Genomic DNA, 24,828 nt, shown 5'->3' with positions numbered 1-24,828 from the left:
CGGGAAGTCGGCTTACGGTCGAAGGGTATGCGAGACGGCTCAGGGGGCGGGCCTGTCCAGGGTGTTTCCCGTCTTCGGTTCCACGCCGCTCGCCCCGAATCCAGGCTCGACCGCAAGGTGTACGTCCCTGGGCTGACAAGCCGCCCGGAAATCCACCGGAGGCCCGATGACGGTGCCCCGGTTCCGGCAGCAGGGTGGCGGCCATGGGTGAACCCAGAGAACTGACGAAGCGTCAAAGACGTTCCTTAGTACGCAGGTTGGCGGCGGCAGCGGCCACGCTCTGCCTTGCCTCGGCCACCGTCGCCACGCTGCCCGCGACCTCGTCCGCCGTGACGGGGCAGGGCGGCGAGACGGTGACCGAGGCCGGGCACACGGTGCGGATCAGCCGGACCGAGTACGGCGTACCGCACATCCTGGCCCAGGACTTCGACGGGCTCGGCTACGGGTACGGATACGCCTTCGCGCAGGACAACGTGTGTGAACTCGCCGACCACATAGTGACCTTGAGGGGTGAGCGGTCCCGGTTCTTCGGGGCCGACGGACAGTCCGGCGAGGGCGATTCGGACCGTACCAACCTCGCGAGCGACACGTACTACGGCGGACAGCTGCGCGCGGGCACCGTCCGCCGACTACTCGCCCGGAAGGCGCCGTTGGGACCGACCACCGAACTGCGCCGCATGGTCGAGGGATACGCCGCCGGGTACAACCGCTACCTCCGCGACACCGGCGTCGACCACCTCCCGGACCCCACCTGCAAGGGCAAGCCCTGGGTACGGCCGATCACCGCGCTCGACCTGTGGAGCGTCGTCTACGACGTCAACAGGGTGACCGCGACTGTGCCGTTGGTCCCGGACATCGGCGACGCGAAGCCCCCGACGGGTTCCACCGCATCCGGGACCCGCACCGCAGCCACCGCCCCCGCCCTCACGACCGCCGCCCCCGACATCGGCAGCAACGGCTGGGCCCTCGGCCGGGACGCCACCCGCACCGGCGACGCGATGGTCCTCGCCAACCCGCATCTGCCCTGGGCGGTCGGCTACTTCCGGTTCTACCAAGTGCAGTTGACGATCCCGGGCACCCTGGACGTGTCCGGCGCCGGTCTCTACGGCACCCCGCTGGTCGAGATCGGCCACAACAGCACCCTCGCCTGGACGCACACCGCGACCGACGCCCAGCACGCCTCCGTCTACGCGTTGAAACTGGCGCCCGGCGATCCGACCAGCTACGTGCTCGACGGCAGGACCGTGCCCATGGAGCGCCGTACGGTCCCGGTCACCGTCCGGGACGCGGACGGCGGGCTGTCGACCGTCCAACGGACCCTGTATTCCTCGAAGTTCGGGCCCGTGCTGTCCACCGGCTGGACCACGACGACCGCCTACACGATCCGGGACGCCAACACCGGCAACCTGCGCTCCATGAACACCTGGCTGGCCATGGGCAAGGCCCACGACCTGAGCCGGCTCCGCGCCGCCCAGGACAGCTCCCAGGGCGTCCCCTGGACCTACACCCTCGCGGCGGACACCAGCGGGGGCACCTACTTCACCGACTCCTCCGCCGTCCCGCACCTCACCGACGCCCAACTCCGGCGCTGCACCCTCCCGGAGGGCGAGGGGCCCACCGCCCTGGACGGTTCCACCTCGGCCTGCGCCTGGGGGAGCGACCCCGACGCGCTGGTGCCGGGCCTCTACGGACCCTCCCACCAGCCGAAGTCGACCCGCACCGACTACGTCGCCAACTCCAACAACGGCCCCCAGTACGTCAATCCGGAGGCGCCGATCACCGGCCTCCCGGGGGTGTACGACACCGACGCCCGGCTCGACGAGCGGGCCCAGCTCGGGCTGCGCATGATCGCCCAACGCCGGGACGGTACCGACGGGTTGGGGGCTCCGGGCTTCACCGAGAGCACGCTGCGCGCGTCGATGCTCGGCAACCGCGTCCTGTCCGCGGAGACGGGCCGCGACGACGTCGTCGCCCTGTGCCGCGCCCGCCCGGCCCTGACCGCCACGGACGGCACGCTGGTCGACGTGTCGCAGGCGTGCGCGACGCTCGCCCGCTGGGACACCCGGGCCGACACCACCAGCCGGGGCATCGTGCTCTGGAGCACGTTCCACAACCTTCTCGCGGCCGACGGCCCGTTCGACACCTGGCACCGCGTCCCCTACGACCCGGCACACCCCCTCACCACGCCACGGGGCATCAACGGCGACGACCCGCGTGTCCGACACGCCCTGGCCGACGCGGTCCAGGAGCTCGCCGCCGACGGCCTCCCGGTGGACGTCGCGCTCGGCGCCGTACAGAAATGGGACGGCATTCCGCTGCCCGGCTGTGACGTGGGCTGTTTCGACGTCGTGGAGGCGGGCCCCGACTCGGGCACCGGCACCCCCACCGCGGGCGCCTTCGGCAGCAGCTTCCTGATGACCGTCGAACTGACCCCCGACGGCCCCCGCGCCCGCACACTCCTCACCTACGGCGAGTCCGCGAATCCGGCGTCGCCCCACTTCTCGGACCAGACCCGGCTGTTCTCACGCAAGCAGTGGGTCACGGAGCGGTTCACTCCGGCGCAGATCGCGGGCGACCCGGCGCTGGAGGTGACGACTCTGCGCAGGTGAGAGGGGTCGGCGCGGCGCGGGCCGGTCGTAACTCGGGTGCCCGGGTGGTGGGTTGACTGGTCTATACCCTTGACTGGTACAGACCAATACGGTTCAGTGAGTGGGTCATCCCCCACCACGGCCGCCCCCCACGCCGTATCCGGTCCGACCGGCCCGTGCGCACAAAGGCTCCGCTCCGCCCTGCCCTTCTGCGGGGGAACGGCCGTGCTCCACAGAGGAGTTGAACCCTGTGTCGAGACGCCGCATCGCCGCAGTGCTGACCGCACTCGTCCTCGGTAGCCTGACGCCCGTGGTCCTACCCGCAGCCGGCGCGTCCGCCGCCTCCTGTTCGAGCTATCCCAACTGGGTGGCCGGCCAGTCGTACGTCACCGGCAACATCGTGCGCTACACCGATGGAAACGCATATATCGCCGAGCACGACAACCCGGGCTACGACCCGGTCATCAGCACCTGGTTCTGGGAGCCGTACGCCTGCGACGGCGGTTCCGGCACGCCCGTCGGCAACTTCGTGGTGAGCGAGGCCCAGTTCAACCAGATGTTCCCGAGCCGGAACTCCTTCTACTCGTACAGCGGTCTCACCGCCGCCCTCAGCGCCTACCCGGGCTTCGCGAACACCGGCAGCGACACCACGAAGAAGCAGGAGGCCGCCGCCTTCCTCGCCAACGTCAGCCATGAGACGGGCGGGTTGGTGTACGTAGTCGAGCAGAACACCGCCAACTACCCGACGTACTGCGACTGGAGCCAGTCGTACGGCTGCCCGGCCGGTCAGGCCGCCTACTACGGGCGCGGGCCGCTGCAGCTCAGCTGGAACTTCAACTACAAGGCCGCAGGGGACGCGTTGGGCATCGACCTGCTGGGCAACCCGTGGCTGGTGCAGAACGACTCGGCCGTGGCCTGGAAGACCGCTCTCTGGTACTGGAACACCCAGAGCGGCCCCGGCTCCATGACCCCGCACAACGCGATCGTCAACGGCGCCGGCTTCGGCCAGACCATCCGCAGCATCAACGGCTCGATCGAGTGCGACGGCAAGAGCCCCGCACAGGTGCAGAGCCGCGTGGACGCCTACACGCGGTTCACCTCGATCCTCGGGACCAGCACCGGGGCCAACCTCTACTGCTGATCGTGCGGTACGGGCACCGGTCGGACCGCTCCGACGGCCGGTGCCCGTCCCACCCGCGCGTTCCAGGGACCTCACATTCCCGCAGGTCAGCCCCTGCGCGAGCGTTCCAGCTTCCCGTTTCCCCCGTCGGTCGTAGCCGCTGGGACGGATCGCCGCGCAAGCTGCGGTTGTTCGACAGCGAGGCCCACCACGACCCGGTGGCCCGCCTTCCGGCACCGCATCCAGGGGGAACCCGATCATGTCCAGCACGCTCTTCCGCCGCCGTACCGCGCTCCTCACCGCCGGCTTCGCCGCGGCCGCCTCACTCGCGCTGACCGCCTGTGGAACGGGTGAGAACACCGGCGCCCGGCACACCCCGAACACCGCCGCCGACACCCGGGCCGCGGCCTCCGGTACGGACTCGGTCGTGACGGTCGCGAAGTCCCACCGGAGCACCACCACCTCGAAGACGGCCACGGGGTCCAAGGGGACCAAAGCCTCCTCGGCCGCTGTCACCTGCACCGGCGCCAACACCAAGGTCACCGCCCAGACCGTGACGCGTCCGCTGAACCACATGCTGCTGACCGTCAAGAACACCGGCTCCAAGACCTGCTACCTGTACGGCTACCCGGCCCTCCGCTTCCAGGACGCCCAGGCCGTGCCGCCGGTCGTCGAGGACTCGCAGCCGCAGGCGGTCACCACCCTCGGCCCCGGCCAGTCGGGCTACGCCGGCGTCAACCTCTCCAGCGCCGACGGCAGCGGCACCGGCGGCTACACCGCGAAGACCCTCTCGGTGATCTTCCAGAACCGCGACCTCGACTTCATCGGCTCCGGCGTCAAGGTCCCGCTGCCGAGCAAGGGCACCTACATCGACAGCTCGCTGCGCACCACCTACTGGCTGAGCGACCCCCAGGACGCCATCAGCTGGTAGCCCGTGCCGCACGGAGACGACATAGGTGCGTCGCCCGCTCGCGCGAGGGCTGCCCCCGCCGACAGGGGCAGCCCCGTGCGAGTACCGCCAGGGGAGGTGCGGTGACGGGCGCCTTGCCATGACAGCCGTGGGGTTGACCAACACTGCCGGCACCCGGGACCTCCGTTCCCCTGGCGGTGGGAACAGCCTGGGGCGCCGTGCGGGTGCGGGGGGCGCGAACTCCCGTAGTTCGGTGGGGATATCGGTGCACGGAGGCGTCGGCGGGGGACGCGGAGGGGCTACGTAGGTACCGGGTACCTACGCCGACTCGGTGCCTCCGGGGTGTGCCGCGGCCAGGATCTCGGTACGCGAGGTGATGCCCAGCTTGGCGAGGATGTGCTCGACATGGGCGTCCACGGTGCGTTTGGAGATGACGAGCCGTTCGGCGATCTCCCGGTTGGACAGGCCCTGGGTGACGAGCGCGGCGACCTCGCGTTCCCGGCGGGTGAGGGAGTCGGCGGGGCGGTTGTCGGGTGCCGCGGTGCGGGCCGCTGGGATGCCGGGCGGTTCGTCCGCGTCCGACCGTACGGCGTCCAGGAGTTCACGGCCCGACATGCGGGCGCCGGCCTCCCGCCACCGCTCGTACTGTTCGTCGCCCAACGCCGCCCGTACCGCCCGCTGTTGGGACTCCTGCTCCTCCAGCAGCCGGGGCAGCATGCCGACCGGGTCGCCGCCCAGCCGTCGCGCGTGCTCCGCGTACCCCGACAGCCAGCAGGCCCGGACGTACCGCTTCTGCCCGGCCGCGTGCCAGGCCAGGCCCAGCGACGCGAGCGCGGCGACCAGCACCTCGCCGATCTCGCTCGCCGCCTCCAGGCCCCGGCGCAAGGCCGTGGCGCTCTCCACGGGGCGGCCGACGAGCCAGAGGATGACGCCCTGGACGGTGAGCGTGGAACCGTACAACTGGCGCTCGCCGCGCCCTTCCAGATACGTCAGGCCCGTCTCGCACCACTCCAGCGCGCGGTCCGTGAAGCCCAACGCCGCGTACAGCAGGGCCCCTTCGTAGTGGACGACGCCGATGCCCAGCGCGTCGTCGGCCGCGATCATCCGTACGCGGACCGCCTCGAGCGCCGCCGATCCCTCCTCCACGGCTCCGCCGAGCAGGGTCAGGGCGCCCAAGTAGCCCTCGCTGAACAGCTCGACGCGGCTCTCGCCGATCCTGCGGGATACGTCGAGGGCCTGCGGGAACCGGTCCAACGCCGTTTCCAGATCGGCCGTCCACACCCCGAACACGCCGGTCATGAAGAGCCCCCAGGCCCGCACCGCGGAGTCCTGCGGGGCGAGTCCGAGGCCCTTGTCGATCCAGTACCGGCCCTCGGACAGCGTCCCGGCCGCCCGCCAGTACGCGCCGAGCCGGGTCGCCAGCCAGAGCGCGTCCGCCGCCCGTCCCTCGGTGGCGCAGCCGTACTCCAGGGCGGCCCGTACGTCGGCGATCTCCGCGCGCACGGCGTGGTGCAGCCGGACCTGGCCCCGGCCCATCAGACCGTTCCAGAAACGGTCGACGAGGTCGTCGTAGTGCGCGAAGTGCCGTTGCCGTACGGCCTCGGCGTCCGCCGTGTCGGCCAGGCGCGCGGTGCCGTACTCGCGGATGGTGTCCAGGAGCCGGTAGCGGCCGCCGTCCTCGCCGATGCGCTGGACGACCGACTTGTCGACCAGTCCGATGAGCGCCTCGACGACCTGCTCGCCGTCGAGCGGGACCGTGCCGACCGGGTCGGTGCCCGCGCACACCCGCTCGGCGGCGGAGAGTTCGAAGGACCCGGCGAACACCGACAGCCGGGCCCAGAGGAGTTGCTCCTGCGGTGTGCACAGGTCGTAGGACCAGTCGATGGCCGCGCGCAGCGTCTGGTGGCGGGTGAGCGCCGTACGGCGCCCGCCGGTGAGGACCTCGCAGTGGCGGTCCAGCCGGGCGACGAGTTCCGCGAGGGGCACGGCCCGCAGGCGGACGGCGGCGAGTTCGAGGGCCAGGGGGATGCCGTCGAGGCGGTCGACGAGGGCGAGGGTGCTCTCGCGGTCGGCGCCGTCGAGGGCGGGGCCGCCGGTGACGCCCGCGGCGCGCTGCACGAACAGGTCGACGGCGTCGGCGCGGGCCAGTGGGGCGATCGGCAGACAGCGCTCACCGGGCACGTCCAGCGGCTGCCTGCTGGTGGCGAGGACGCTCAGGCCCGGGGCCTCGCGCAGCAGGATGTCGCAGAGCATCGCGCACGCGTCGACCAGATGTTCGCAGGTGTCGAGGACGATCAACATCCGCCGCCCGCGCAGATGTTCCACGATGGCGTCCAGCGGCGTCATGCCCGACTGCTCGGGCAGTTCCAGCACGCCCGCGAGGGTCGGCGGCACCAACTCCGGGTCGTGCAGGGCCGACAGCTCCACCAGCCGCACCCCGTCGGCGAACCGGTCCGCGACCGCGCGGGCCGCCCGCAGCGCCGTACGGCTCTTGCCGACGCCGCCGGGACCGACCAGCGTGACCAGCCGGGACCGCGCCAACTCGCGCTGGAGCACCGCGAGTTCCTCGACGCGTCCGACGAAGCTGGTCAACTCCACCGGGAGTTGACCGCCCCGCCGCTGTCCGAAGCCGTATCCCATGCCGCCCCCATACCCGTCCGCCAACCGGTCACCACAGCGTAGGCGAGTGACTCCCGAGGGTGAACGGTAGTCGAGTCCGGTGGGTGGGCGCGAGATCGCGCGGGCGCCCGGCGGCGCTCCGGTCAGGTCACGCGTGCGCCGTTCACGCCGGGCTCACCCAGGTGCCGGTCTCCACGGAACGCACCATGGCGTCCACAACTGCCGCGCTGCGTACGGCGTCCGTGAGCGTCGCGCCGTACGGCACGCCCTCGGCGACGGAGCGCAGGAAGCGGTACGCCTCGATCACCTTGAGGTCGTCGTAGCCCATCGCGTTCGCCGCGCCGGGCTGGAACGCTCCGAACTCGCCGTCGCCCGGGCCGACATACACGGTGGTGACGGGCTGGTCCTGGTAGCTCGTGCCGCGGCTGACCGCCAGCTCGTTCATTCGGCGGAAGTCCCAGAACACCGCGCCCTTGGTGCCGTGCACCTCGAAGCCGTAGTTGTTCTGCTCGCCGACCGAGACCCGGCTGGCCTCCAGGACACCCCGGGCGCCGGAGGCGAACCGCAGCAGGCAGTTGACGTAGTCCTCGTTCTCCACCGGGCCCAACTCCCCGCCGGTGGCCAGCGCGTGGCCCGCCGTCGCACCGGTGGGGCGGGCCCGCTGGGGCAGGAAGATCGCGGTGTCGGCGGCGAGGGACGCGATGTCGCCGAGGAGGTGGCGGGCCAGGTCCGCGCCGTGCGAGGCGAGGTCGCCCAGGACGCCGTGGCCGCCGCGCTCCAGTTCGTAGCGCCAGGTCAGGGCGCCGTCCGGGTGGGCGGCGTAGTCGCTGAAGAGGCGGACGCGGATGTGGGTGACCGTGCCCAGTTCGCCGGAGGCGATCAGGTCGCGGGCGGCCTCCACGGCGGGCGCGTTGCGGTAGTTGAAGCCGACCGCGCCCTGGACGCCGGCCTTCGAGACCGCGTCGGCCACGGCGGAGGCGTCCGCCGTCGACAGGCCCACCGGCTTCTCGATCCAGATGTGCTTGCCGGCCTCCGCCATCGCGACGCCGATCTCCCGGTGCAGGAAGTTCGGCGCGGTGATGCTCACCGCCTGCACACGCGGGTCCTCGACCACCTCGCGCCAGTCACGGGTGGTAGAAGCGAAGCCGAACTGCTCGGCGGCCTGCTCGGCCCGCCCGGGCACCTCCTCGGCGACCGTCACGAGCCGCGGCCGCACGGTCAGCTGCGGAAAGTGGTGCGGGACACGGGCGTACGCCTGGGTGTGCACCCGCCCCATCCACCCGAAGCCCACGACGGCAACACCGAGCGAGGTCACCATGACTGCCCTTCTTTGGACCGGTCCATAAACTGTCCCGGCCACACTCGAACTCATTCGTCCTAATGTCAATACGTGACCCTCTGTATCGGTTTTCAACGCCGGGTGACCGCGCCTTTGAGCAGGGCGCGCGACCGTGTGGAACGGCGGGGGGGTGCGGGGCTGCGCCCGAGAACGCGGTGCTGTGGCAACTCACCCGCATCGCCAGGTAGTTGACTGGCAGGATGGGTGGGCGTGAGTGAACGCACCGCCTTCATGACCATCGCCAGGGCCGCCGCGCCGCTGTACGTGACCACCCTCGCCGCGTCGGCCGGATCGCTCGTCGACACCGCGTTGCTCGGGCGGCACGCCACCGTCTCGCTGGCCGCGTTCGCCGTGACGATCGCCGTGTTCAGTCCGGCGACGGCCACCGTGGCGGGCGCGCTGCGCGGGGTCATGCCGTTCGTCGCACCCCATCGGGACGACCCCGGGGGGCTGTTGCCGTTGGTGCGGAGCGGGATGTGGCTGGCGTTCGCGGTGGGCGGGGTCTGTGCGGCGGCGGTGGCCGGAGTGCCGTTGCTCGGTGGGTTGTTCGGGGTTCCGGACCGCATCCTGGACCAACTGGGCGTGTTCCCCTGGCTGTTGGCGGCCAGTGTCCTGCTGATCGCCGTCAACTCCTCCGCCACGTCCGTGCTCGTCGCGGTGGGGCGGTCGGCGCGGGTGATGCGGTCCGGGCTCGTGGCGACCGCCGTGTCCGTGACCCTGTCGGTGGTGTTGGTCGCCGGACCGGGACCCTTGCCGAGCTTCGGACTGACGGGCGCAGGCGTGGCCATGCTCGCCTCCAGCCTGGTCGGGGCGGCGCTCAACCAGTACGCGCTGCGCCGCCGTACGGTGCTCGCCGGGCGGCCGATCCGGCCCGGCAGGCCCGATCCGCGCGAGGTGCTGCGGCTGGCCCGCGTCGGGCTGCCGCTCGGCGGGACCGTGCTGGTGAAGTTCTCCGTGCTCGGCGTGCTGACCTTCGCCGCCGCCCGCATCGGCACCGACAGCGCCGCCGTGCACAGCGTCTCCGAGTCCCTGGTGAACATCGTCTTCACCGCCGCAGTGGCGGTCGGGCAGGCCACGGTGCCGTTGATCGCCGGATACGCCGAGGAACGCGACCTCGGCCGGATCCGGCGGAGCGTGGACGCCGGGTTCGGGGTCGCCCTGTGCGCGGTCGTCGCCCTCGGGGCCGTGCTGGTCGTGCTGCGGGACCCGGTGATCGACCTGTTCACCAGGAGCCCGGGCCTCGCGGACCAGGTGACACGGCTGCTGCCGCTGGTCCTCGCCGTGGTCGTCACCGACGCCCTCCAGGCCGTGGCGGGCTTCGGTCTCGTCGGACTCAAGCGCACCATGCCGAGCCTGGTGTCCACGGCGGTCTGGTTCGGCGTCCTCGCCGCCCTCGCCGTACCGATCGCCGACAGGTCCGGCCTGGCCGGCCTGTGGACCGCTCTGGCCTGCGCGAACCTGCTCCAGGCCGTGACCAAGTTCGTGTCCTTTCGGCGGCACAGTGCCCGGATCGTCGGCGCCCTTCCCGCGGTGGCCGTGCGGGAGGGGAGCGGTGGCGCGGTGCGCGACCCGGGGCGGCCGCGGCGGTCGTAGGGACCGGTCCGTGGAGGGTGAACAGGCGCCGAACTCCTCTGGTTCAGGGCGTGTTGGCGGTGTGCGGGAGTCGGGGTTCCGCGACGGGCGCCTGGTCTGATGCCGGGTCCGCCCCGCGTCCGTGCGATGTGACGTCACGCTGTGCGCCCCTTACGGTCGTAGGGACGTTCGAGGTGTCGGAAGAGGGGCAGCATGAGCAGCCGGGACGTGGGTGAGATCGCGCGGGTCGAGGACGCGGCGCTCACCCTGGCCGCGCAGGCCGGGGACGTCGCCTCGCTGGGGCTGCTGCTGGAACGGCACCGGGCCGGGATGCGGGCCGTCGCCGTGAGCGTGCTGGGGCCGGGGCCCGACGTCGACGATGTCGTGCAGGACGCGGCGCTGGCCGCGCTGCGGCGCGTGGGGGACGTGTGGGATCCGGAGGCGGTGGGGGCGTGGCTGCGGATGATCGTGCGCAATCACGCGCGCTCGCTGCTGCGGGGGTCGGTCGACGTCCGGCCGCTCGACGAGCACCATGTGCCCGCCGTGGACTCCGGACCGGAGCGCTGGCTGGAGCAGCACACCATGCGGGACTGGATCTGGGCGGCCATCGAGGAACTCTCGCCCGCCCTCCGACTCCCGCTCGTGCTACGGCACTTCAGCGTCGGAGTCACCTCCTACGAGCAGATCGCCGCGGCCTGCGGGGTCCCCGTCGGCACGGTCCGGAGTCGGCTCAGCCAGGGGCGGGCCAAGCTCGCGCCGGCCCTCGCCGCCACGGCCGACGCCCCGCACGGCGACGTCGGACGTCGTACCCGCGCCAGCCGGATCGAGGCGCGCGAGACGCTGCACGCGGCCGAGAGCGGGCACTTCGGGAAGCTGCTCACCGAGCGCTGGTCGCCCGAGGCCGCGCTGGTCAGGGGCGACCGGCCGGTGGGCGACCGGGACCTGCTGGTGCGCGGGATGGAGTGCGATCTGGAGGCCGGCGTACGCCAGCACCTCGTGCACGCCGTGGCCGGGCGCTCGCTGGTCGTCTGGGAGATGGACATCAGCAACCCCGACGACGACCCCGAACACTGCCCGCCCGCCGTGGCGTGGCTGATGAGCCTGGACGGCGCCGGGCGGGTGCACCGGCTGCGTCTCGTCCACCCCCGGCCGGTGCCCGTCCCGCAGACCCTGTTCGTGTGACCGGCGTCACATCGTCCATTTCGAACTTCGCCCTTCCTCCCGCGTCCTGTCCCTGTCATCGCCACCCGCAGGACAGGCAGAACAGGGAGATCTCATGAGCGACACCATCGGTTCCAACGACCCGCTCGCCACCGGAACGCACACCGTCGAGATCGACGGGGTCCCGCAGAGCTACCACGTGTACGGGACCGGTCCCGTGTGCATCGCCCACTCCGGCGGGCCGGGCATCTTCTGGGAGTACCTGCGCATGCCCGCGCTGGAGGAGCACCTCACGGTCGTCTACCCGGAGCCCATCGGCACCGGCGCCTCCGGCCGCCTGCCCTCCCACCCGAACGGCTACACCCGCGCCCGCTACAGCCGCTTCCTCTCCGCCCTGATCGAGCACCTCGGCGTCCCCCGGGTCCACCTGCTCGGGCACTCGCACGGCGGTTTCGTCGCCCAGTACCACGCCCTGCACCACCCCGACCGCATCGCCGGAGTGATCCTCTACGACAGCGCCCCCGTGACCGGCCCCGAGCACGGCGCCGAGGCGATGCGCAAGGTCCAGGAGTTCGCCGCCCGGCACGCGGACAACCCGGAACTCCCCGAGGTGGTGGGAGCGTTCCAGAGCATCCCCACCATCTCCGACGACACGCAGATGACCGCCGTGGCGCGGGGCATCTTCCCCGCGTACTTCGCCGACTTCTGGGGCCGGGAGGCGGAGTTCGGCCCCGCGCGCGCCGCGGTGACCGCCACCCACATCTCCGGCCTGGACGCGGACCTCACCCCGGACGTCGTCGACGACCGCGCCGACCTCGGCTCGCTCACCGTGCCGGCCCTCGTCGTCGTCGGCCGGTACGACGTCATCTGCGGGGTGCGCTGGGCCGAGGAACTCCACCGGCTCATCCCCGGCTCGGAGTTGGTGATCCTGGAGAACAGCGGGCACTTCGGGCACCTGGAGGAACCGGAGGTCTTCGCGAAGGCCGTGACGGCGTTCGTCGGGACCCCCACCGCCCCCGTCGGGACCTCCGCCGTCAACTAGGTCATTTGGTCGAAGCCCCACCGGACGGCCCGGCCTAGTTTGGACGCGTCCGCAGGGTTTCCGACAGACAAGGAGCAACGGCATGAGCGCCGTGAAGAACATCGTTCTCGTGCATGGCGGATTCGTCGACGGTTCCGGCTGGCAGTCCGTGCACCGCCTGCTCACCCAGGACGGCTTCCACGTCAGCGTCGTACAGAACCCGACCGTGTCCCTCGTCGACGACGTGGCGGTCACCCAGCGGGCCATCGACGCCCTGGACGGCCCGGCGGTCCTCGTCGGCCACTCCTACGGCGGCGCCGTGATCACCGAGGCCGGCCGCCACGACGGTGTCGCCGCGCTCGTCTACATCGCGGCCTTCGCGCCCGACAAGGACGAGTCGGTCGGCACGCTGGTCGCCGACCCGGCGCCGGGCGCGCCCGTCCCGCCGATCCTGCCGCCGGTCGACGGATTCCTCTTCCTCGACCGGGACAAGTTCGCCGCCTCGTTCGCGGGCGACCTGCCCGCCGAGGACGCGGCGTTCCTCGCCGACGCGCAGGTCCCGTGGGGCCTCGACGCGCTCAACGGCCCGATCACGGAGCCGGCCTGGCGGGCCAAGCCCAGCTGGTACCTGGTCGCGACCGACGACCACATGATCCCGCCGCCGGTCCAGCACCAGATGGCCGAGCGCGCCGGGGCCACCGTCGCCGAGGCCGCCGGCAGCCACGCCATCTACGTCTCCCGGCCCCAGGCGGTGGCGGACCTGATCAAGCAGGCCGCCGGTCGGTGACCGACCGTCAACTCCCCACCGCAGCCCGCCTGTTCACAGGCGGGCTGTCCGCGTCGCTTCCCGAGGGAAGGCGGCACGACCCGAGAAGGAACAGCACCCCATGACGACCGTCGTCCAGCCGTCCGTCGCCGAGCAGTCCGAGGCGGAGGCCCTCTACCGGTTCCAGACGGAGGCCCCCGACACCGTCCGCGCCGCGCTGGCCATCACCGCCACCCGGATCGGCGGGGGAGTGGTGCTGTCGATGCGCGACGACACCACCCGCTTCTGGAGCAAGGCCCTCGGCTTCGGCATCAGCGCCCCTGTCACCGCCCGACTCGTCGCGGACGTCTGCGACTTCTACCGGGCGGCGGGCACCCCGCAGGCCGCCTTCCAGATAGCGCCCGCCTTCCTCCCCGAGGACTGGGCGGAGATCTGCGCCCGCGAGGGCATCGTCCGCGGCTCCACCTGGGCGAAGCTCGTCTGCGCGACCGACGAGGCCGTCGCCCGCGCCGACGCCTCCGACGTACCGCCGGACGGCATCCGCGTGGCCCCGCTGGAGTCCCGACACGCCCTGGAATGGGGCACGGTGATGATGCGGGCCTTCGGAACACCGGTCGAGCACTACGCCGAGATGGGCGCCGCGACCGTGCACCGCCCGGGCTGGCACGCCTTCGCGGCCTGGCTGGACGGGGAGTTGGTCGGCACCGGCACCCTGTGCGTCCGCGGCGACACGGCACAGCTGTTCGCCGGCGCCGTACTGCCCCACGCGCGCGGGCGCGGCGGACAGACCGCGCTGCTCGCCGCCCGGGCGCGCGCCGCACGGGAGTTGGGGTGCCGGGTCCTCATAGCCGAGACCGGCGCCGAACAGCCCGGCACCCACAACAGCTCCCTGCACAACATGCTCCGCCTCGGCTTCGAGGTGGCCTACGAACGCCCCAACTGGACCTGGAACCCGGAGCCCGGGGTGAGCTGAGCGGGCGGCGTCACCGGACGGGGCCGGTCAGCGCGTCGCGCAGGCCGCCCCGTGAGGTGACGTTCAACTTCCGGAAGACACTGCGGAGATGGGCCGCCACCGTGCGCGGCGACAGGAAGAGCCGCGCGGCGATCTGCTTGTTCGTCAGCCCGGTGGCGGCCAGTTGGGCGGCCACCCGCTCCTGCGGCGTCAACAGGGCGTGCCGGGCCAGGAGTTCGGACCCGGCGGGTTCGAGATGCCGGACGGGGATCCCGCTCGCCCGCAGCTCGTCGGCCGCCCGCGCACTCCACGGCACGGCGCCCAGCCGCTCGAACGTGCCGAGCGCCGCGTCCAGATGGACCCGGGCCGCACCGCCCGCCTTGGCGCGGCGCAGCCGCTCGCCGTAGGCCAGACAGATCCGCGCCCAGTCGAACGGCCAGCGCTCGGCACCGGGCGTGGCGATGGCCGCCTCGAACAGGTCGTGGTCGATGGAGTCCGGGACCGACATCGCCTCGGCAGCGTCCGTCACCATGGCCAACCGGGGCGAGATCGACGGGATGCCGGGCCTACGGATCGCCGCCACGTGCGCCGCCGCCTCCTCGTGGCGGTCGGTGCGGGCGGCGGCCTCGGTAAAGTCCAGCAGCAGCCACAGGGCCTGGGGCGCGAAGTGCGGCACCTCACCGGGGGTGCCGAGCGCGCGCAGCAGACGGTGGGCGGCGTCGAAGTCGGCGTCGCCCAGCGCCGACAGGGCCCGGATCTGCGCGGCGTAGACCCGCAGCGCCCCCAGCCCGCGCGGGTTGCCCCACGACACGAGCCGGTCCGCGATCTCGCGCGCCGTGGCGGCATCACCCCGCGCGGCGGCCACAAGTCCCCGCTGGAAGTGGCCTGTTGAGGCGGCCAGCCGGTAGTCGTGCGTCTCGCACCAGTCGAGCCCCTCCGCGGTGATCTCCAGCAGCTCGTCCCACTGGCCGCTCGCGTAGGCGTCGTTGGCGAGCAGGAACTGCGCCTGGATCGCCAGGGCCACCGCCCCGCCGTCGCGGCCGTCGTCCACGACCCGGCGCAGCGCGCTGCGGCAGCCGGGCAGGCGGTCGGTGTAGGAGGCGGAGAGGCCGAGGCCGAAGACCCGTACGGGATCGGTCTGTTGGTGCAGGCCCGAGATGAGGTGGTCGAGCCGGTCCAGGAAGGGCAGCGCGCCGTACGCCGGGTCGGCGAAGGTGCCGAGGATCAGCGGCAGCAGACGGCGCGACGTGGGCGGGCGCCGGCGCCGCACGACCTCCTCGAAGGAGCGCCACAGCTCCGGGCGGCCGCCGTAGAAGCACACCAGGAGAAGGGTGTTGAGGGCTTCGCGGAAGATGTCCTCGACCGTCTCGCCGTCCTCCGGCCACACATGGGTGTTGATGGCGCCCAGCAGCAGTCGGTGGGCGGTGTCCACATCGCCCTCGCCGTTGAGGAGTTCACTGGCCGCGGCGGTGGCGGCGGCGAGGGAGCCGAGGCCGGTCGGGTCGGCGTGGCCCGCGTTGTCCAGCAGCGCGCGGACGTTGCGCAGATCGCCGGTGATGTTCGCACCGAGGCAGGCCGCCTCCGCGAGCCGTCGCGCCTTGGCCGTGCCCGAACCGCTCAACTCCGAGGCGCGCAGCAGGGTGCTGATCGCGCCGACCGCGTCACCGCGGCGCAGGGTGCTGTACGCCACCTCGTGCAGCAGGGCGGCCACCTGGTCGTCGGGCCCCAGGGCCGCGTCGGCGAGGTGCCGGGCCCGGTGCTCGGAGCCCTCGGGGAACTCGGCGGCCAGCGTCCGGTGCGCCCACCGGCGCTCCTCGCTGGTCGACAGCTCCATCACCGCGGAACGGGTCAGCGGGTGCCGGAACTCCAGCCTGCCGGTGCCGCCGCGGACCTGGACGAGCCCGGCACGCTCGGCGGGGGACAGCGCGGCGAGGCCGCCCGGTGCGCCCAACGCCCGCTGGAGGATGTGCAGTTCACCCGAACCGTCGAGCACGGCGAGCAGCAGCAGCTTCCGGGTCGCGTCCGGGAGCGCGGCCACCCGGGTGGAGAAGATCCCCTTCAGCCGCTCGGTCAACGGCAGGGCGGCGGGCAGCGTGCCCCGCTCCGTCCGCTGCAGGGAGTTGAGGGGGACGGGCAGTTCGAGCAGGGCCAGGGGGTTGCCCCGGGCCTCCGCGACCAGCCGCCGCCGGACCCTGGCCGTCATCGCCGGGAACCGCTCGGAGACCAACTCGTTGGCCGCGACGTCGTCCAGGGGCTGGACCTCGTACTCGGTGATCCCGATGCTGCTCAGGAAGGACTCGTCGCCGGTGCGCGACGCACCCAGCACGGTGATCGGTCCGACGCGCAGGGACCGGGCGAGGGTGCCCAGGACCGTGGCGCTCGACCGGTCCACCCAGGCCACGTCGTCGACGATCAGGGCGACCGGGCCGTCCTCGGCGGCGGCCCGGGCCAGCAGGGCGTGCACGGAGTTCGCGATGGCGAGCAGCTCGGTCGGCTGTTCCTCGGACAGCCCGCGCACCGCCTGAAGTGTCTCCGCCTGCCGTGCGGGCAGGGCGGGGATCCCCTCGGCCAGCGGTTGCAGCAGCTGGTTCAACGCCGAGAAACCGACGCCCCGTTGGAACGGGCAGCCGGAGATCCGCAGCACCTGGAAACCGGCCGCCGCCGTGCGTACCGCCGCCGCGTCCAGCAGCGCGCTCTTGCCGACCCCGGCCTCCCCGGTCAGCATCAGCGCGGCTCCCGACGCGAGAGCGGTGTCGAAGTGCCGGTCCAGGAAGGCCAGTTCGGCCGAACGTCCGATGAGGGCAGGTGGAGTGTGAGCTGCCGATGCCATGACGCCTCCCGTGGGTCGGGCGGGAACGGGAACGGTCCGACGCCGTACCGCGGCCGGCTCCCCTCCGGTGCGCGGTGCCGACGCGGACAAGATGCGGGAACGGTCCGGAAGTTCGATCCGGACGTCGTGAGCCCGGTCACAGGGCGGGTCCGCGGCGCGCTCTCCTGTCATGGGCATCGCCGGTTTCGGGTGAAGAGGACGAGGTGTGTCTTCCTGGAGCCAGACTCTGACCGCCCCTGGCCGGGACACCTGGAGCGGCAGCGGTCGAAGACGTACAGTCTCGCGCTGTGCGCCGGCGGTGAGGAAGTGGTGGACGGGGACAACTGGCACATCCGCACCGATCCCCGCGGCACCTACGGCACTCCTCGTCCCGGCGTTCATGCCGACCACCGGGTTCTACGGAGCAGGTTCCGTCAGGCCGCTCCGCCTCACATCCGAGACCTCAGCACATCGACCTCGCACCCCGGCGCGAACGGGTCGAACCCGTGCTCGGCCAACCAGCGAATGATCAGCAGGCTGCGCAACGACCACCACGCGCGGATCACATCGAGGTCGACGTCGTTGCCGTAGCCGACGAGGACGTCAGCGAGGCGTTCCTCGTGTCCGAGCGTGAGGGTGGCGAGGTCGAACATGGCGTCGCCCGGGCCCGCCTCGGACCAGTCGATGATGCCCGTGACCTCGTCGCCGTCGACGAACACGTGCGCGATCTGCAGGTCGCCGTGCGTGAACAGCGGCGTCCACGGCCTGAGCGCGGCCTCGGCGACCTGGCGGTTGCGGGTGACCAGGTCGGCGGGCAGGACACCGTTCGTCACGAGTTGTTCGCACTCGCCGTCGAGGTCCGCCGCCAGCTCGTCGGGGCTCTTGCCCCGGCGGGGCCAGGGCGGCAACGGCGCGTCGTGCACCTTCCGGATGGCCGCACCCGCCGCGGCCCACGCCGCCGGGGACGCGGTCGACGGCTCGCCGAGCCGACCGAGCGCCGTACCCGATACCGCGGCGATCGCCAGCACGGGCGGCTTGCGCCACAGGACCTCCGGGGTCGGCACCGGCACCAGGCCCATCGCCTCGACCTCGACGTCCAGGCGCGCCTGATCGGAGTCCACCTTCAGGAACACGTCGCCGACGCGCAGGGTCGCGCGCTCGGAGTGGGCGACGACAACTTCGACCTCATCCATGGGCGCCCAGTATCCAGGCGATGACCATCCGCGTCGCCGGGTTTATAACTTACGACCGCGAGGTCGACCGCGCCCTGCCACCGACGCGATCCCGGCGGACCTCAGTCCCACGCCCCGCGGTCGGCCGGAATTATCCACCCACCCTATGACCATGTCGCCCATAACCCGTTACGTCACCTTCTTCCAACCCGCGCTGATACGTTGCTCGAACGTCGCCCCCCGCACCACAGACGGCACCCAGCACCCCAACCCACACACCCCACCCCGGCCCCCGAAAAGGAGCTCCGTGGCCCCGCACGGGACGCGCCCCAGCCTGCCGGCCCTCCTCGCCCTCGCCGCAGCCCTCGCGTTCGCCCTGCTGGCCGGACCGGCCTGCGTACCCGGTGCCGAAACACCACCCCCGCCCGCGCAGGCGACCCCGGTGCGACCGGCCGTCCCGTCGACCACCCCGCCGACCGACTACGGCGCCTACGTCGGCTACGGCGCCCAAGCAGTCCGCCGCGTCGCGGAGTTCGGCGCCTGGCTCGGCCGCCCCGAACCCCTCGTCGGGCACGCGTACCTCCCCGGCGACAACTGGAGCGACATCGAGGGCGCCTCCGACGACCTCCCCCTGTGGGCGGACTGGCGCCAGGCCCGGCAGGACCGCCTGCTCGTCCTCAACGTGCCGATGCTGGACCGCAACGAGGCCCACCTCCCCGACAGCGTGGTCCGCACCGAACTCGCCCAGGGCGCGGACGGACGCTACGACGACCACTTCCGCGTCCTCGCCGGCCGCCTGGTCCAACTCGGCGTCCCCGACACGGAGATCGTCCTCGGCTGGGAGATGAACGGCACCACCTACACCCACCGCTGCGCTCCCGACCCCACCTCCTGGAAGGGCTACTGGACCCGCATCGTCACCGCGATGCGTTCCGTCCCAGGCCAGCACTTCCGCTTCGACTTCACCCCCACCCGCGGCCGCGACGCGATCCCCTGGACCGACTGCTACCCCGGCGACCGCTACGTCGACGTCATCGGCATGGACGCCTACGACGCCCCCCAGGGCCTGTCCTTCGCCCGCCAACTCAGCGAGCCGTACGGCCTGTTGGCGCAGGTCGACTTCGCCCGCGCGCACCACAGACCCGTCGCCTACCCCGAGTGGGGTCTGTACGAGAACGGCGACAATCCCACCTACATGCGCGGCATGCTCACCTGGATGGCCGCCCAGCACCCGCTCTATCAGACCATCAGCGACTACTGCCCCCACGGCGTCTGGCGCTGCCGGGCCAACCCCAAGTCCTCGGCCGTATACCGTTCTCTGACAGGCGGCCAGCAGTAGACGAAGGGGCCGGAGAACGGCACCGCCGTCCTCCGCCCCCCTGTGTCACCGAACCCGAACTACCGCCCTACGGCGTCCACTTCACGTTCGGATTGACCTGCCCGGTCCAGTTGAAGATCGCCATGTTGTCCCAACCGTCCCCGCTCCCTGAGATGTTGGCCGGGTCCCAGCCGTTGCCGGTGACGGCGTACCAGGTCGGCTCCCAGTAGAAGACGCCGATCGCCCCCGCGCTGCGGGCCGTGTTCTGCACGGCGGTGAACTCCGCGCCCTGGCCCGCCCAGGTGAGCGGATAGCCCGTGCAGCCCGAAGTGACCGAGTTCGCCGTGCCGTCCGCGTCGGACGTGGTGAACGGGTAGGCCGTCTCGGCGATGATGACGTCCTTGCCGTAGCGCGACTTCATGTCCGAGACGACGCTGCCCATGTTGGCGAGCGTGCCGTGCCACATGCAGTAGTAACTCAGCCCGGTGATGTCCCAGTTGACGCCCTGCGCCTTGATGCCGTCGTAGAACCAGCGGGCGTTGGAGTCGCTGTCCGCGTCGGCGGTGTGGATGATCACCTGGGTGGAGCTGTTGCACGCCTTGGTCGCGTTGTAGCCCGACTTCAGCAGCAGCCCGAGGTTGGTGAAGTTGTTGCTGACGACCTTGCCGTCGTCCCACAGCATGCCGACGTTGATCTCGTTGCCGATCTGCACGCTGTCCGGGGTGGTGCCCTGGGACTTGAGGCTGTTGCAGACGTCGTAGGTGTAGTTGTAGACGTCGGTCTGCAGCGCGCTGATGCCGTGGCTCGCCCAGGCCGCCGGCTTGTACTGCTTGCCCGGGTCGGCCCAGGTGTCGGAGTAGTGGAAGTCGATCAGCAGCTTGAGGCCCTTGGCCTTCACCTGCTTCGCGTACGCCAGCACCTTCGCCTTGTTGTTGTAGCCGCTGGCGGGGTTGTTCCAGATCCGCAGGCGGACGTAGTTGACGCCGGCGCCCTTGAGGATGTCGAGCGGGTCCTTGGCGACGCCGTTCGCGTCGTAGTACTTGGCGCCGAGGTCGATGGCGCGCTGTGCGGACGAGACGTCGGCGCCGAGCATGGTGAGCGAGTTCGCGGCGCTGGCGTTCGTGGGGGTGAGCAGCGCCGCCGGCAGGGCGACTGCGGCCAGGAGCAAGGCGACTTTGACTATGCGGCCCGGGCTTCTCACGGGGATCCCGACCTCCTTGGGTCGACTGACATGCGCATGCGGGTTGGGTCTGAGAACGTTCACAGTAGGAGAGGTAACAGGGGCTGTAAATATGTGTGCCGTCGGTATTTCCCGCAGTTGGTGGACGTGGTGTGACTACGCGTGGAGTGGGAACGTACACAATCCGGCACATGCAGTGGTACCGCGGTACTACGGCCGCGCCCTCAATGACCCCGCGGTACGACGGTTTCGGAGCCCCGCGCTCCTAGCGTTTCCGGTGGGACGGCCCAGTGGGGGCGGTGGCACGTGAGCGTGAGGGAAACCGATGATCGAGGCACACCAACTGACCAAGCGGTACGGGGAGAAGACGGCCGTCGACCGGCTGGACTTCGTCGTCCGGCCCGGCACGGTCACCGGCTTCCTGGGCCCGAACGGCGCCGGCAAGTCCACCACGATGCGCATGATCGTCGGCCTGGACGCGCCCACCGCCGGCACGGTCACGGTCAACGGCAGGCCCTACGCCGAGCACAGCGCACCGCTCCAGGAGGTCGGCGCGCTCCTCGAGGCCAAGTCGATCCACCCGGGCCGCTCCGCGTTCGACCACCTGATGGCGCAGGCCCACACGCACGGCATCCCGCGCCGCCGGGTCGACGAGGTCATCGAGATGACCGGGCTGCGGTCCGTGGCGAAGAAGCGGGCCGGGGCCTTCTCCCTCGGCATGGGCCAACGGCTGGGTATCGCGGCCGCGTTGCTCGGCGACCCGGCGACCGTGATGCTCGACGAGCCCGTCAACGGCCTCGACCCCGAAGGCGTGCTGTGGATCCGCAACCTGCTGACCGGGCTCGCCGCGGAGGGTCGTACCGTCTTCGTCTCCTCGCACCTGATGAGTGAGATGGCCCTGGTGGCCGACCACTTGATCGTCGTCGGACGGGGTCGGCTGCTGGCCGACACCACCGTGCAGGACCTGGTCCGGCACGCGGGCGGGGACACCGTCACCGTCGCCTCCGAGCAGCCCGCCCGACTCCGTGAGGTCCTCGCGGGACCCGGCGTCGAGATCACCGGCGAGGTCGGCTCCGAGGAGCTGCACGTCACCGGGCTCACCGCGCGGGCCATCGGGCTCAAGGCCGCCGAGCACGGCATCCCGCTCTTCGAACTCAGCGCGCGCACCGTCTCGTTGGAGCAGGCGTTCATGGATCTGACCCGGGACGCCGTCGAGTACCACGGCTCCACCACCGCCGACACCACCGGGAGGGCCGCATGAGCACCATCACCGCGACCGACAGCGCCGCACCCGCACCGGCGAAAGCGGCCCGTCCGCCGTACAAGGTCACCGGCCGCCGCGTCCTGCGCTCCGAGTGGGCCAAGCTGTGGTCCCTGCGCTCCACCTGGATCACCCTCGGGCTCGGCCTGCTGTTCCTGATCGCGTTCGGCCTGATCGCGGCCGCGCACTACAAGTCCTCCTACGGATCAGGGCACTTGCGGCCGGACGACGTGAACTCCACCGCGCTCGACATCTCCCTCTTCGGCACGAACTTCGCGCAGCTCGCGCTCGGTGTGCTGGGCGTCCTGGTCACCGCGGGCGAGTACTCGACCGGCATGATCCGCTCCACGCTCGCCGCCGTACCGCGCCGCCTGCCCGTGCTCTGGTCGAAGGCCCTCGTGTTCGGCGTGGTCGCGCTCGGTGTCTCCCTCGTCGGGGTGTTCGTCGCGTTCCCGATCGTGAGCGGCATCGTCTCCGGCACGCCCGCGGCCCTCACGTTCTCCCACTCCGGAGTCGTACGCAGTCTGCTCGGCGCCGGTCTCTACCTCGGCCTGGTCGCTGTGATCGGCACCGCGCTGGGCGCCCTGCTGCGTTCGGTCGCCGGCGGCATCTCGGTGCTGGTCGCCTCGCTGATGCTGGTGCCGGGCCTCATCTCGCTGCTGCCCAGCTCGTGGCAGGACGACATCAGCCCGTATCTGCCGAGCAACGCGGGTCAGGCGATGTTCGCCCTGACCCACGACGCGACGACCCTCTCACCGGGCGCCGGACTCCTGGTCTTCCTGGGCTGGACCGCGCTCGCGCTCGCGGGGGCCGCCTACAGGCTGGTACGCACCGACGCCTGAGGCCCTGGGGGCCGAGTGTCCGACGCCCGAACGTCTCGCACCCGGCCCCACAATGAACAGGTGACCTCGATGAACCCGGACCAGTGACACCGATGAGCCTCGACGATCCCGCCCAAGGGCTGTCCGCGGAGACCGACCTCCCGTGGAACCACCCCCTGGCCGGCGGACTGTCCCGGCTCGGCCGCCGGGTCAAGCAGGGCGACCGGCGCCACCCCTGGATGCTGGACACGGCCCTGGTGGTCGTGGTGGCACTGATGTTCTGCCTGCCGGACCTGGTGGACGACGACGACGGCAGACGGCGCGGCTTCGACAACAGCTTCATCCATCTGCCCTGGCCCGCGACCGTCGCCCTCCAGGCCGGCCTGGTGCTGCCGCTGCTGTGGCGGCGCCGCAGACCGACCCTGGCCTTCGCGCTGATCGCCGCGGTGTTCTTCGTCCAGGCCGGGCTGGGCGTCTGGCTGCGTGCCGACGTCGCCCTGCTGATCTCCCTCTACAGTCTCGTCCTGCATGGCCAGCTGAAGCGGCTGCCCGTCGCCTGCGCCGTCACCCTCACCGCGCTGGGGCTGTTCGCGCTGCGGCTGCCGTCCCAAGTGCCGGTTCTGGACGCGCTGTTCGTCCTGTTCAGCACCATCACGGCGGCGGTCGCGCTCGGCTTCGTCGTCCGCATCCGGCGCGCCCAGCTCGCCGTACTGCGCGACCGCGCCGCCCGGCTGGAGATCGAGCGCGACCAGCGCAGCCGACTCGCCGCCGCCGCCGAACGCACCCGTGTGGCACGGGAGATGCACGACATCATCGGGCACAACCTCTCCGTCATCATCACCCTCGCCGACGGCGGCGCCTACGCCACCGACCTCGCCCCCGAGCGCGGCAAGCAGGCACTGCTCCTCATCGGCGACACCGGCCGCCAGGCGCTCGGTGAACTCCGGCGCATGCTGGGCGTGCTGCGCGTGCAGACCCCCGCGCCGGACGCCCCCGAACTCAGCCCGCAGCCGGGCGTCGCCGACCTCGACGCCCTGTGCGCCCGCATCCGCGCGGCCGGTCCGCAGGTCGTGTACCGCACCGGCGGTGAGCCCGCCGCCCTCGACCGGGGGGTCCAGCTCACCGTGTACCGCATCGTGCAGGAGGCCCTCACCAACGCCCTCAAGCACGCCGGCCACGACACCCGCGTCGAACTCGCCGTGAACGTCGAGGAGTCGAGGGTGCACATCGACTGCCACGACACCGGCCCGGGCAGCGCCACCAGCGGACCCGCACCGAGCCACGACGAAGGACACGGACTCGCCGGCATGAGAGAACGCGCCGCGCTGTACCACGGCACCGTCACCGCGGGCCCCGCCCCGGGCGGCGGCTGGACGGTACGGGCCACCCTCGACACCACCCCGCTCACCGGGACGACCGGGGGAGCGGCATGACGACCGTGCTCATCGTGGACGACCAGCCGCTCCAACGCCTCGGTTTCCGCATGCTGTTGGAGGCCACCCCCGACACCGAGGTGGTCGGCGAGGCGGGCCACGGCGGCGAGGCGGTGCGGATGGCCGCCGAACTGCGCCCCGACGTGATCCTGATGGACGTACGGATGCCCGGCATGGACGGCATCGAGGCCACCCGCCGGGTCGTCGCCGCCGGAGACCGCTCCCGTGTCCTCATCCTGACCACCTTCGACCTCGACGAGTACGCCCACGAGGCACTGCGCGCGGGAGCCAGCGGTTTCCTCCTCAAGGACGCCCACCCCGAGGAACTCCTCGCCGGCATCCGCGCGGTGGCCTCCGGCGACGCGGTCATCGCGCCCGCGCTCACCCGCCGCCTGCTCGACGCCTACGCCCAGCACCTGCCGAGGAGTTCACCGCAGGGACCCGCGACCCTGCCCGCGACGGACGACCCCCGCATCCGCTCCCTCACCGAACGCGAACGCGAGATCCTCGTCGCCATCGGCCAGGGCTGGACCAACGGCGAGATCGCCGAACGCCTCTTCCTCTCCGAGTCCACCGTCAAGACCCACGTGGGCCGCGTCCTCGCGAAGGTCGGCGCCCGCGACCGCATCCAGGCGGTGATCCTGGCCTACGACTTGGGCCTGGCCCGCCCCAACGTGCCCGACCAGTGAGCCGGTCGGGCCCACCGGGGACCGCCCCCCCACCGGTCCCGGCAGTCCCGTTTTCGCCACTCCGGGTGAAAGTCCTGTCTCCGAGTCCGACCCCCGC

The 24,828-nt window shown here is 71.8% G+C and carries 18 protein-coding genes; 13 read left to right on the top strand and 5 right to left on the bottom strand.

What is annotated here, in order from left to right; genetic code table 11:
* Nucleotides 1–257 precede the first annotated feature (257 nt).
* The 3 genes from OHT77_RS08670 to OHT77_RS08660 all read left to right on the top strand — a co-directional run bounded on the left by OHT77_RS08670 (nt 258) and on the right by OHT77_RS08660 (nt 4,639).
* The gene (locus OHT77_RS08670) at nt 258–2,609 is read left to right on the top strand and encodes a penicillin acylase family protein (RefSeq protein WP_328827501.1); all 2,352 of its coding nucleotides are present in this window, start codon (nt 258–260) and stop codon (nt 2,607–2,609) included.
* Nucleotides 2,610–2,838: 229 nt separating this feature from the next.
* The gene (locus OHT77_RS08665) at nt 2,839–3,729 is read left to right on the top strand and encodes a glycoside hydrolase family 19 protein (protein ID WP_328827500.1); all 891 of its coding nucleotides are present in this window, start codon (nt 2,839–2,841) and stop codon (nt 3,727–3,729) included.
* Between the two features lie 238 nt (nt 3,730–3,967).
* Complete coding sequence (locus OHT77_RS08660; protein WP_328827499.1) at nt 3,968–4,639, top strand: DUF4232 domain-containing protein; 672 nt, start codon at nt 3,968–3,970, stop codon at nt 4,637–4,639.
* Nucleotides 4,640–4,936: 297 nt separating this feature from the next.
* Here the strand turns inward: OHT77_RS08660 and OHT77_RS08655 are convergent, their stop codons facing one another.
* Nucleotides 4,937–7,258, bottom strand: coding sequence for a helix-turn-helix transcriptional regulator (locus OHT77_RS08655; protein WP_328827498.1), 2,322 nt, complete (start codon nt 7,256–7,258; stop codon nt 4,937–4,939).
* A 142-nt stretch (nt 7,259–7,400) separates the two neighbouring features.
* Entirely contained in the window at nt 7,401–8,555 is a 1,155-nt protein-coding gene (locus OHT77_RS08650; protein ID WP_328827497.1) for a Gfo/Idh/MocA family protein, read from the bottom strand.
* A gap of 231 nt (nt 8,556–8,786) precedes the next feature.
* Between OHT77_RS08650 and OHT77_RS08645 the strand changes: the two genes are divergently transcribed.
* The 5 genes from OHT77_RS08645 (at nt 8,787) to OHT77_RS08625 (ending at nt 14,069) form a co-directional block, all read left to right on the top strand.
* On the top strand, nt 8,787–10,169 hold the full coding sequence (locus OHT77_RS08645) for an MATE family efflux transporter (RefSeq protein ID WP_328827495.1): 1,383 nt from the start codon (nt 8,787–8,789) through the stop codon (nt 10,167–10,169).
* A 192-nt stretch (nt 10,170–10,361) separates the two neighbouring features.
* Nucleotides 10,362–11,330 carry an RNA polymerase sigma factor gene (locus tag OHT77_RS08640; protein ID WP_328827494.1) on the top strand — a complete coding sequence of 323 codons (969 nt, stop codon included), beginning with the start codon at nt 10,362–10,364 and terminating at the stop codon, nt 11,328–11,330.
* Nucleotides 11,331–11,424: 94 nt separating this feature from the next.
* Nucleotides 11,425–12,351: an alpha/beta fold hydrolase gene (locus tag OHT77_RS08635; RefSeq protein WP_328827493.1), complete on the top strand. Its 927-nt coding sequence runs from the start codon at nt 11,425–11,427 to the stop codon at nt 12,349–12,351.
* Nucleotides 12,352–12,433: 82 nt separating this feature from the next.
* Entirely contained in the window at nt 12,434–13,117 is a 684-nt protein-coding gene (locus tag OHT77_RS08630) for an alpha/beta fold hydrolase (protein WP_328827492.1), read from the top strand.
* A 100-nt stretch (nt 13,118–13,217) separates the two neighbouring features.
* Nucleotides 13,218–14,069 carry a GNAT family N-acetyltransferase gene (locus OHT77_RS08625; protein ID WP_328827491.1) on the top strand — a complete coding sequence of 284 codons (852 nt, stop codon included), beginning with the start codon at nt 13,218–13,220 and terminating at the stop codon, nt 14,067–14,069.
* A gap of 10 nt (nt 14,070–14,079) precedes the next feature.
* Here the strand turns inward: OHT77_RS08625 and OHT77_RS08620 are convergent, their stop codons facing one another.
* Together OHT77_RS08620 and OHT77_RS08615 are read right to left on the bottom strand one after the other, a co-directional pair.
* On the bottom strand, nt 14,080–16,878 hold the full coding sequence (locus tag OHT77_RS08620; RefSeq protein ID WP_328827490.1) for a helix-turn-helix transcriptional regulator: 2,799 nt from the start codon (nt 16,876–16,878) through the stop codon (nt 14,080–14,082).
* A 428-nt stretch (nt 16,879–17,306) separates the two neighbouring features.
* Nucleotides 17,307–18,050 carry an aminoglycoside phosphotransferase family protein gene (locus OHT77_RS08615; protein WP_328827489.1) on the bottom strand — a complete coding sequence of 248 codons (744 nt, stop codon included), beginning with the start codon at nt 18,048–18,050 and terminating at the stop codon, nt 17,307–17,309.
* A 286-nt stretch (nt 18,051–18,336) separates the two neighbouring features.
* Between OHT77_RS08615 and OHT77_RS08610 the strand changes: the two genes are divergently transcribed.
* Entirely contained in the window at nt 18,337–19,368 is a 1,032-nt protein-coding gene (locus tag OHT77_RS08610; RefSeq protein ID WP_328827487.1) for a glycoside hydrolase family 26 protein, read from the top strand.
* A gap of 67 nt (nt 19,369–19,435) precedes the next feature.
* Here the strand turns inward: OHT77_RS08610 and OHT77_RS08605 are convergent, their stop codons facing one another.
* Entirely contained in the window at nt 19,436–20,515 is a 1,080-nt protein-coding gene (locus OHT77_RS08605; RefSeq protein ID WP_328827485.1) for a glycoside hydrolase family 53 protein, read from the bottom strand.
* Between the two features lie 337 nt (nt 20,516–20,852).
* On the opposite strand from OHT77_RS08605, the gene OHT77_RS08600 reads away from it, so the two are divergent.
* From OHT77_RS08600 to OHT77_RS08585, 4 genes are all read left to right on the top strand, one after another.
* On the top strand, nt 20,853–21,788 hold the full coding sequence (locus OHT77_RS08600; protein WP_328827484.1) for an ABC transporter ATP-binding protein: 936 nt from the start codon (nt 20,853–20,855) through the stop codon (nt 21,786–21,788).
* Complete coding sequence (locus tag OHT77_RS08595; RefSeq protein ID WP_328827483.1) at nt 21,785–22,630, top strand: ABC transporter permease; 846 nt, start codon at nt 21,785–21,787, stop codon at nt 22,628–22,630. Before OHT77_RS08600 ends, OHT77_RS08595 begins: the two co-directional genes overlap by 4 nt.
* Nucleotides 22,631–22,722: 92 nt before the next feature.
* On the top strand, nt 22,723–24,042 hold the full coding sequence (locus tag OHT77_RS08590) for a sensor histidine kinase (RefSeq protein WP_328827482.1): 1,320 nt from the start codon (nt 22,723–22,725) through the stop codon (nt 24,040–24,042).
* Nucleotides 24,039–24,731: a response regulator transcription factor gene (locus tag OHT77_RS08585; protein ID WP_328827481.1), complete on the top strand. Its 693-nt coding sequence runs from the start codon at nt 24,039–24,041 to the stop codon at nt 24,729–24,731. Before OHT77_RS08590 ends, OHT77_RS08585 begins: the two co-directional genes overlap by 4 nt.
* Nucleotides 24,732–24,828: the final 97 nt, after the last annotated feature.

Source organism: Streptomyces sp. NBC_00252 (assembly GCF_036187565.1).
Lineage (GTDB): Bacteria > Actinomycetota > Actinomycetes > Streptomycetales > Streptomycetaceae > Streptomyces.
The sequence above is the reverse complement of the archived record's forward strand: the minus strand, read 5'-3'. Positions and strand labels throughout refer to the sequence as shown.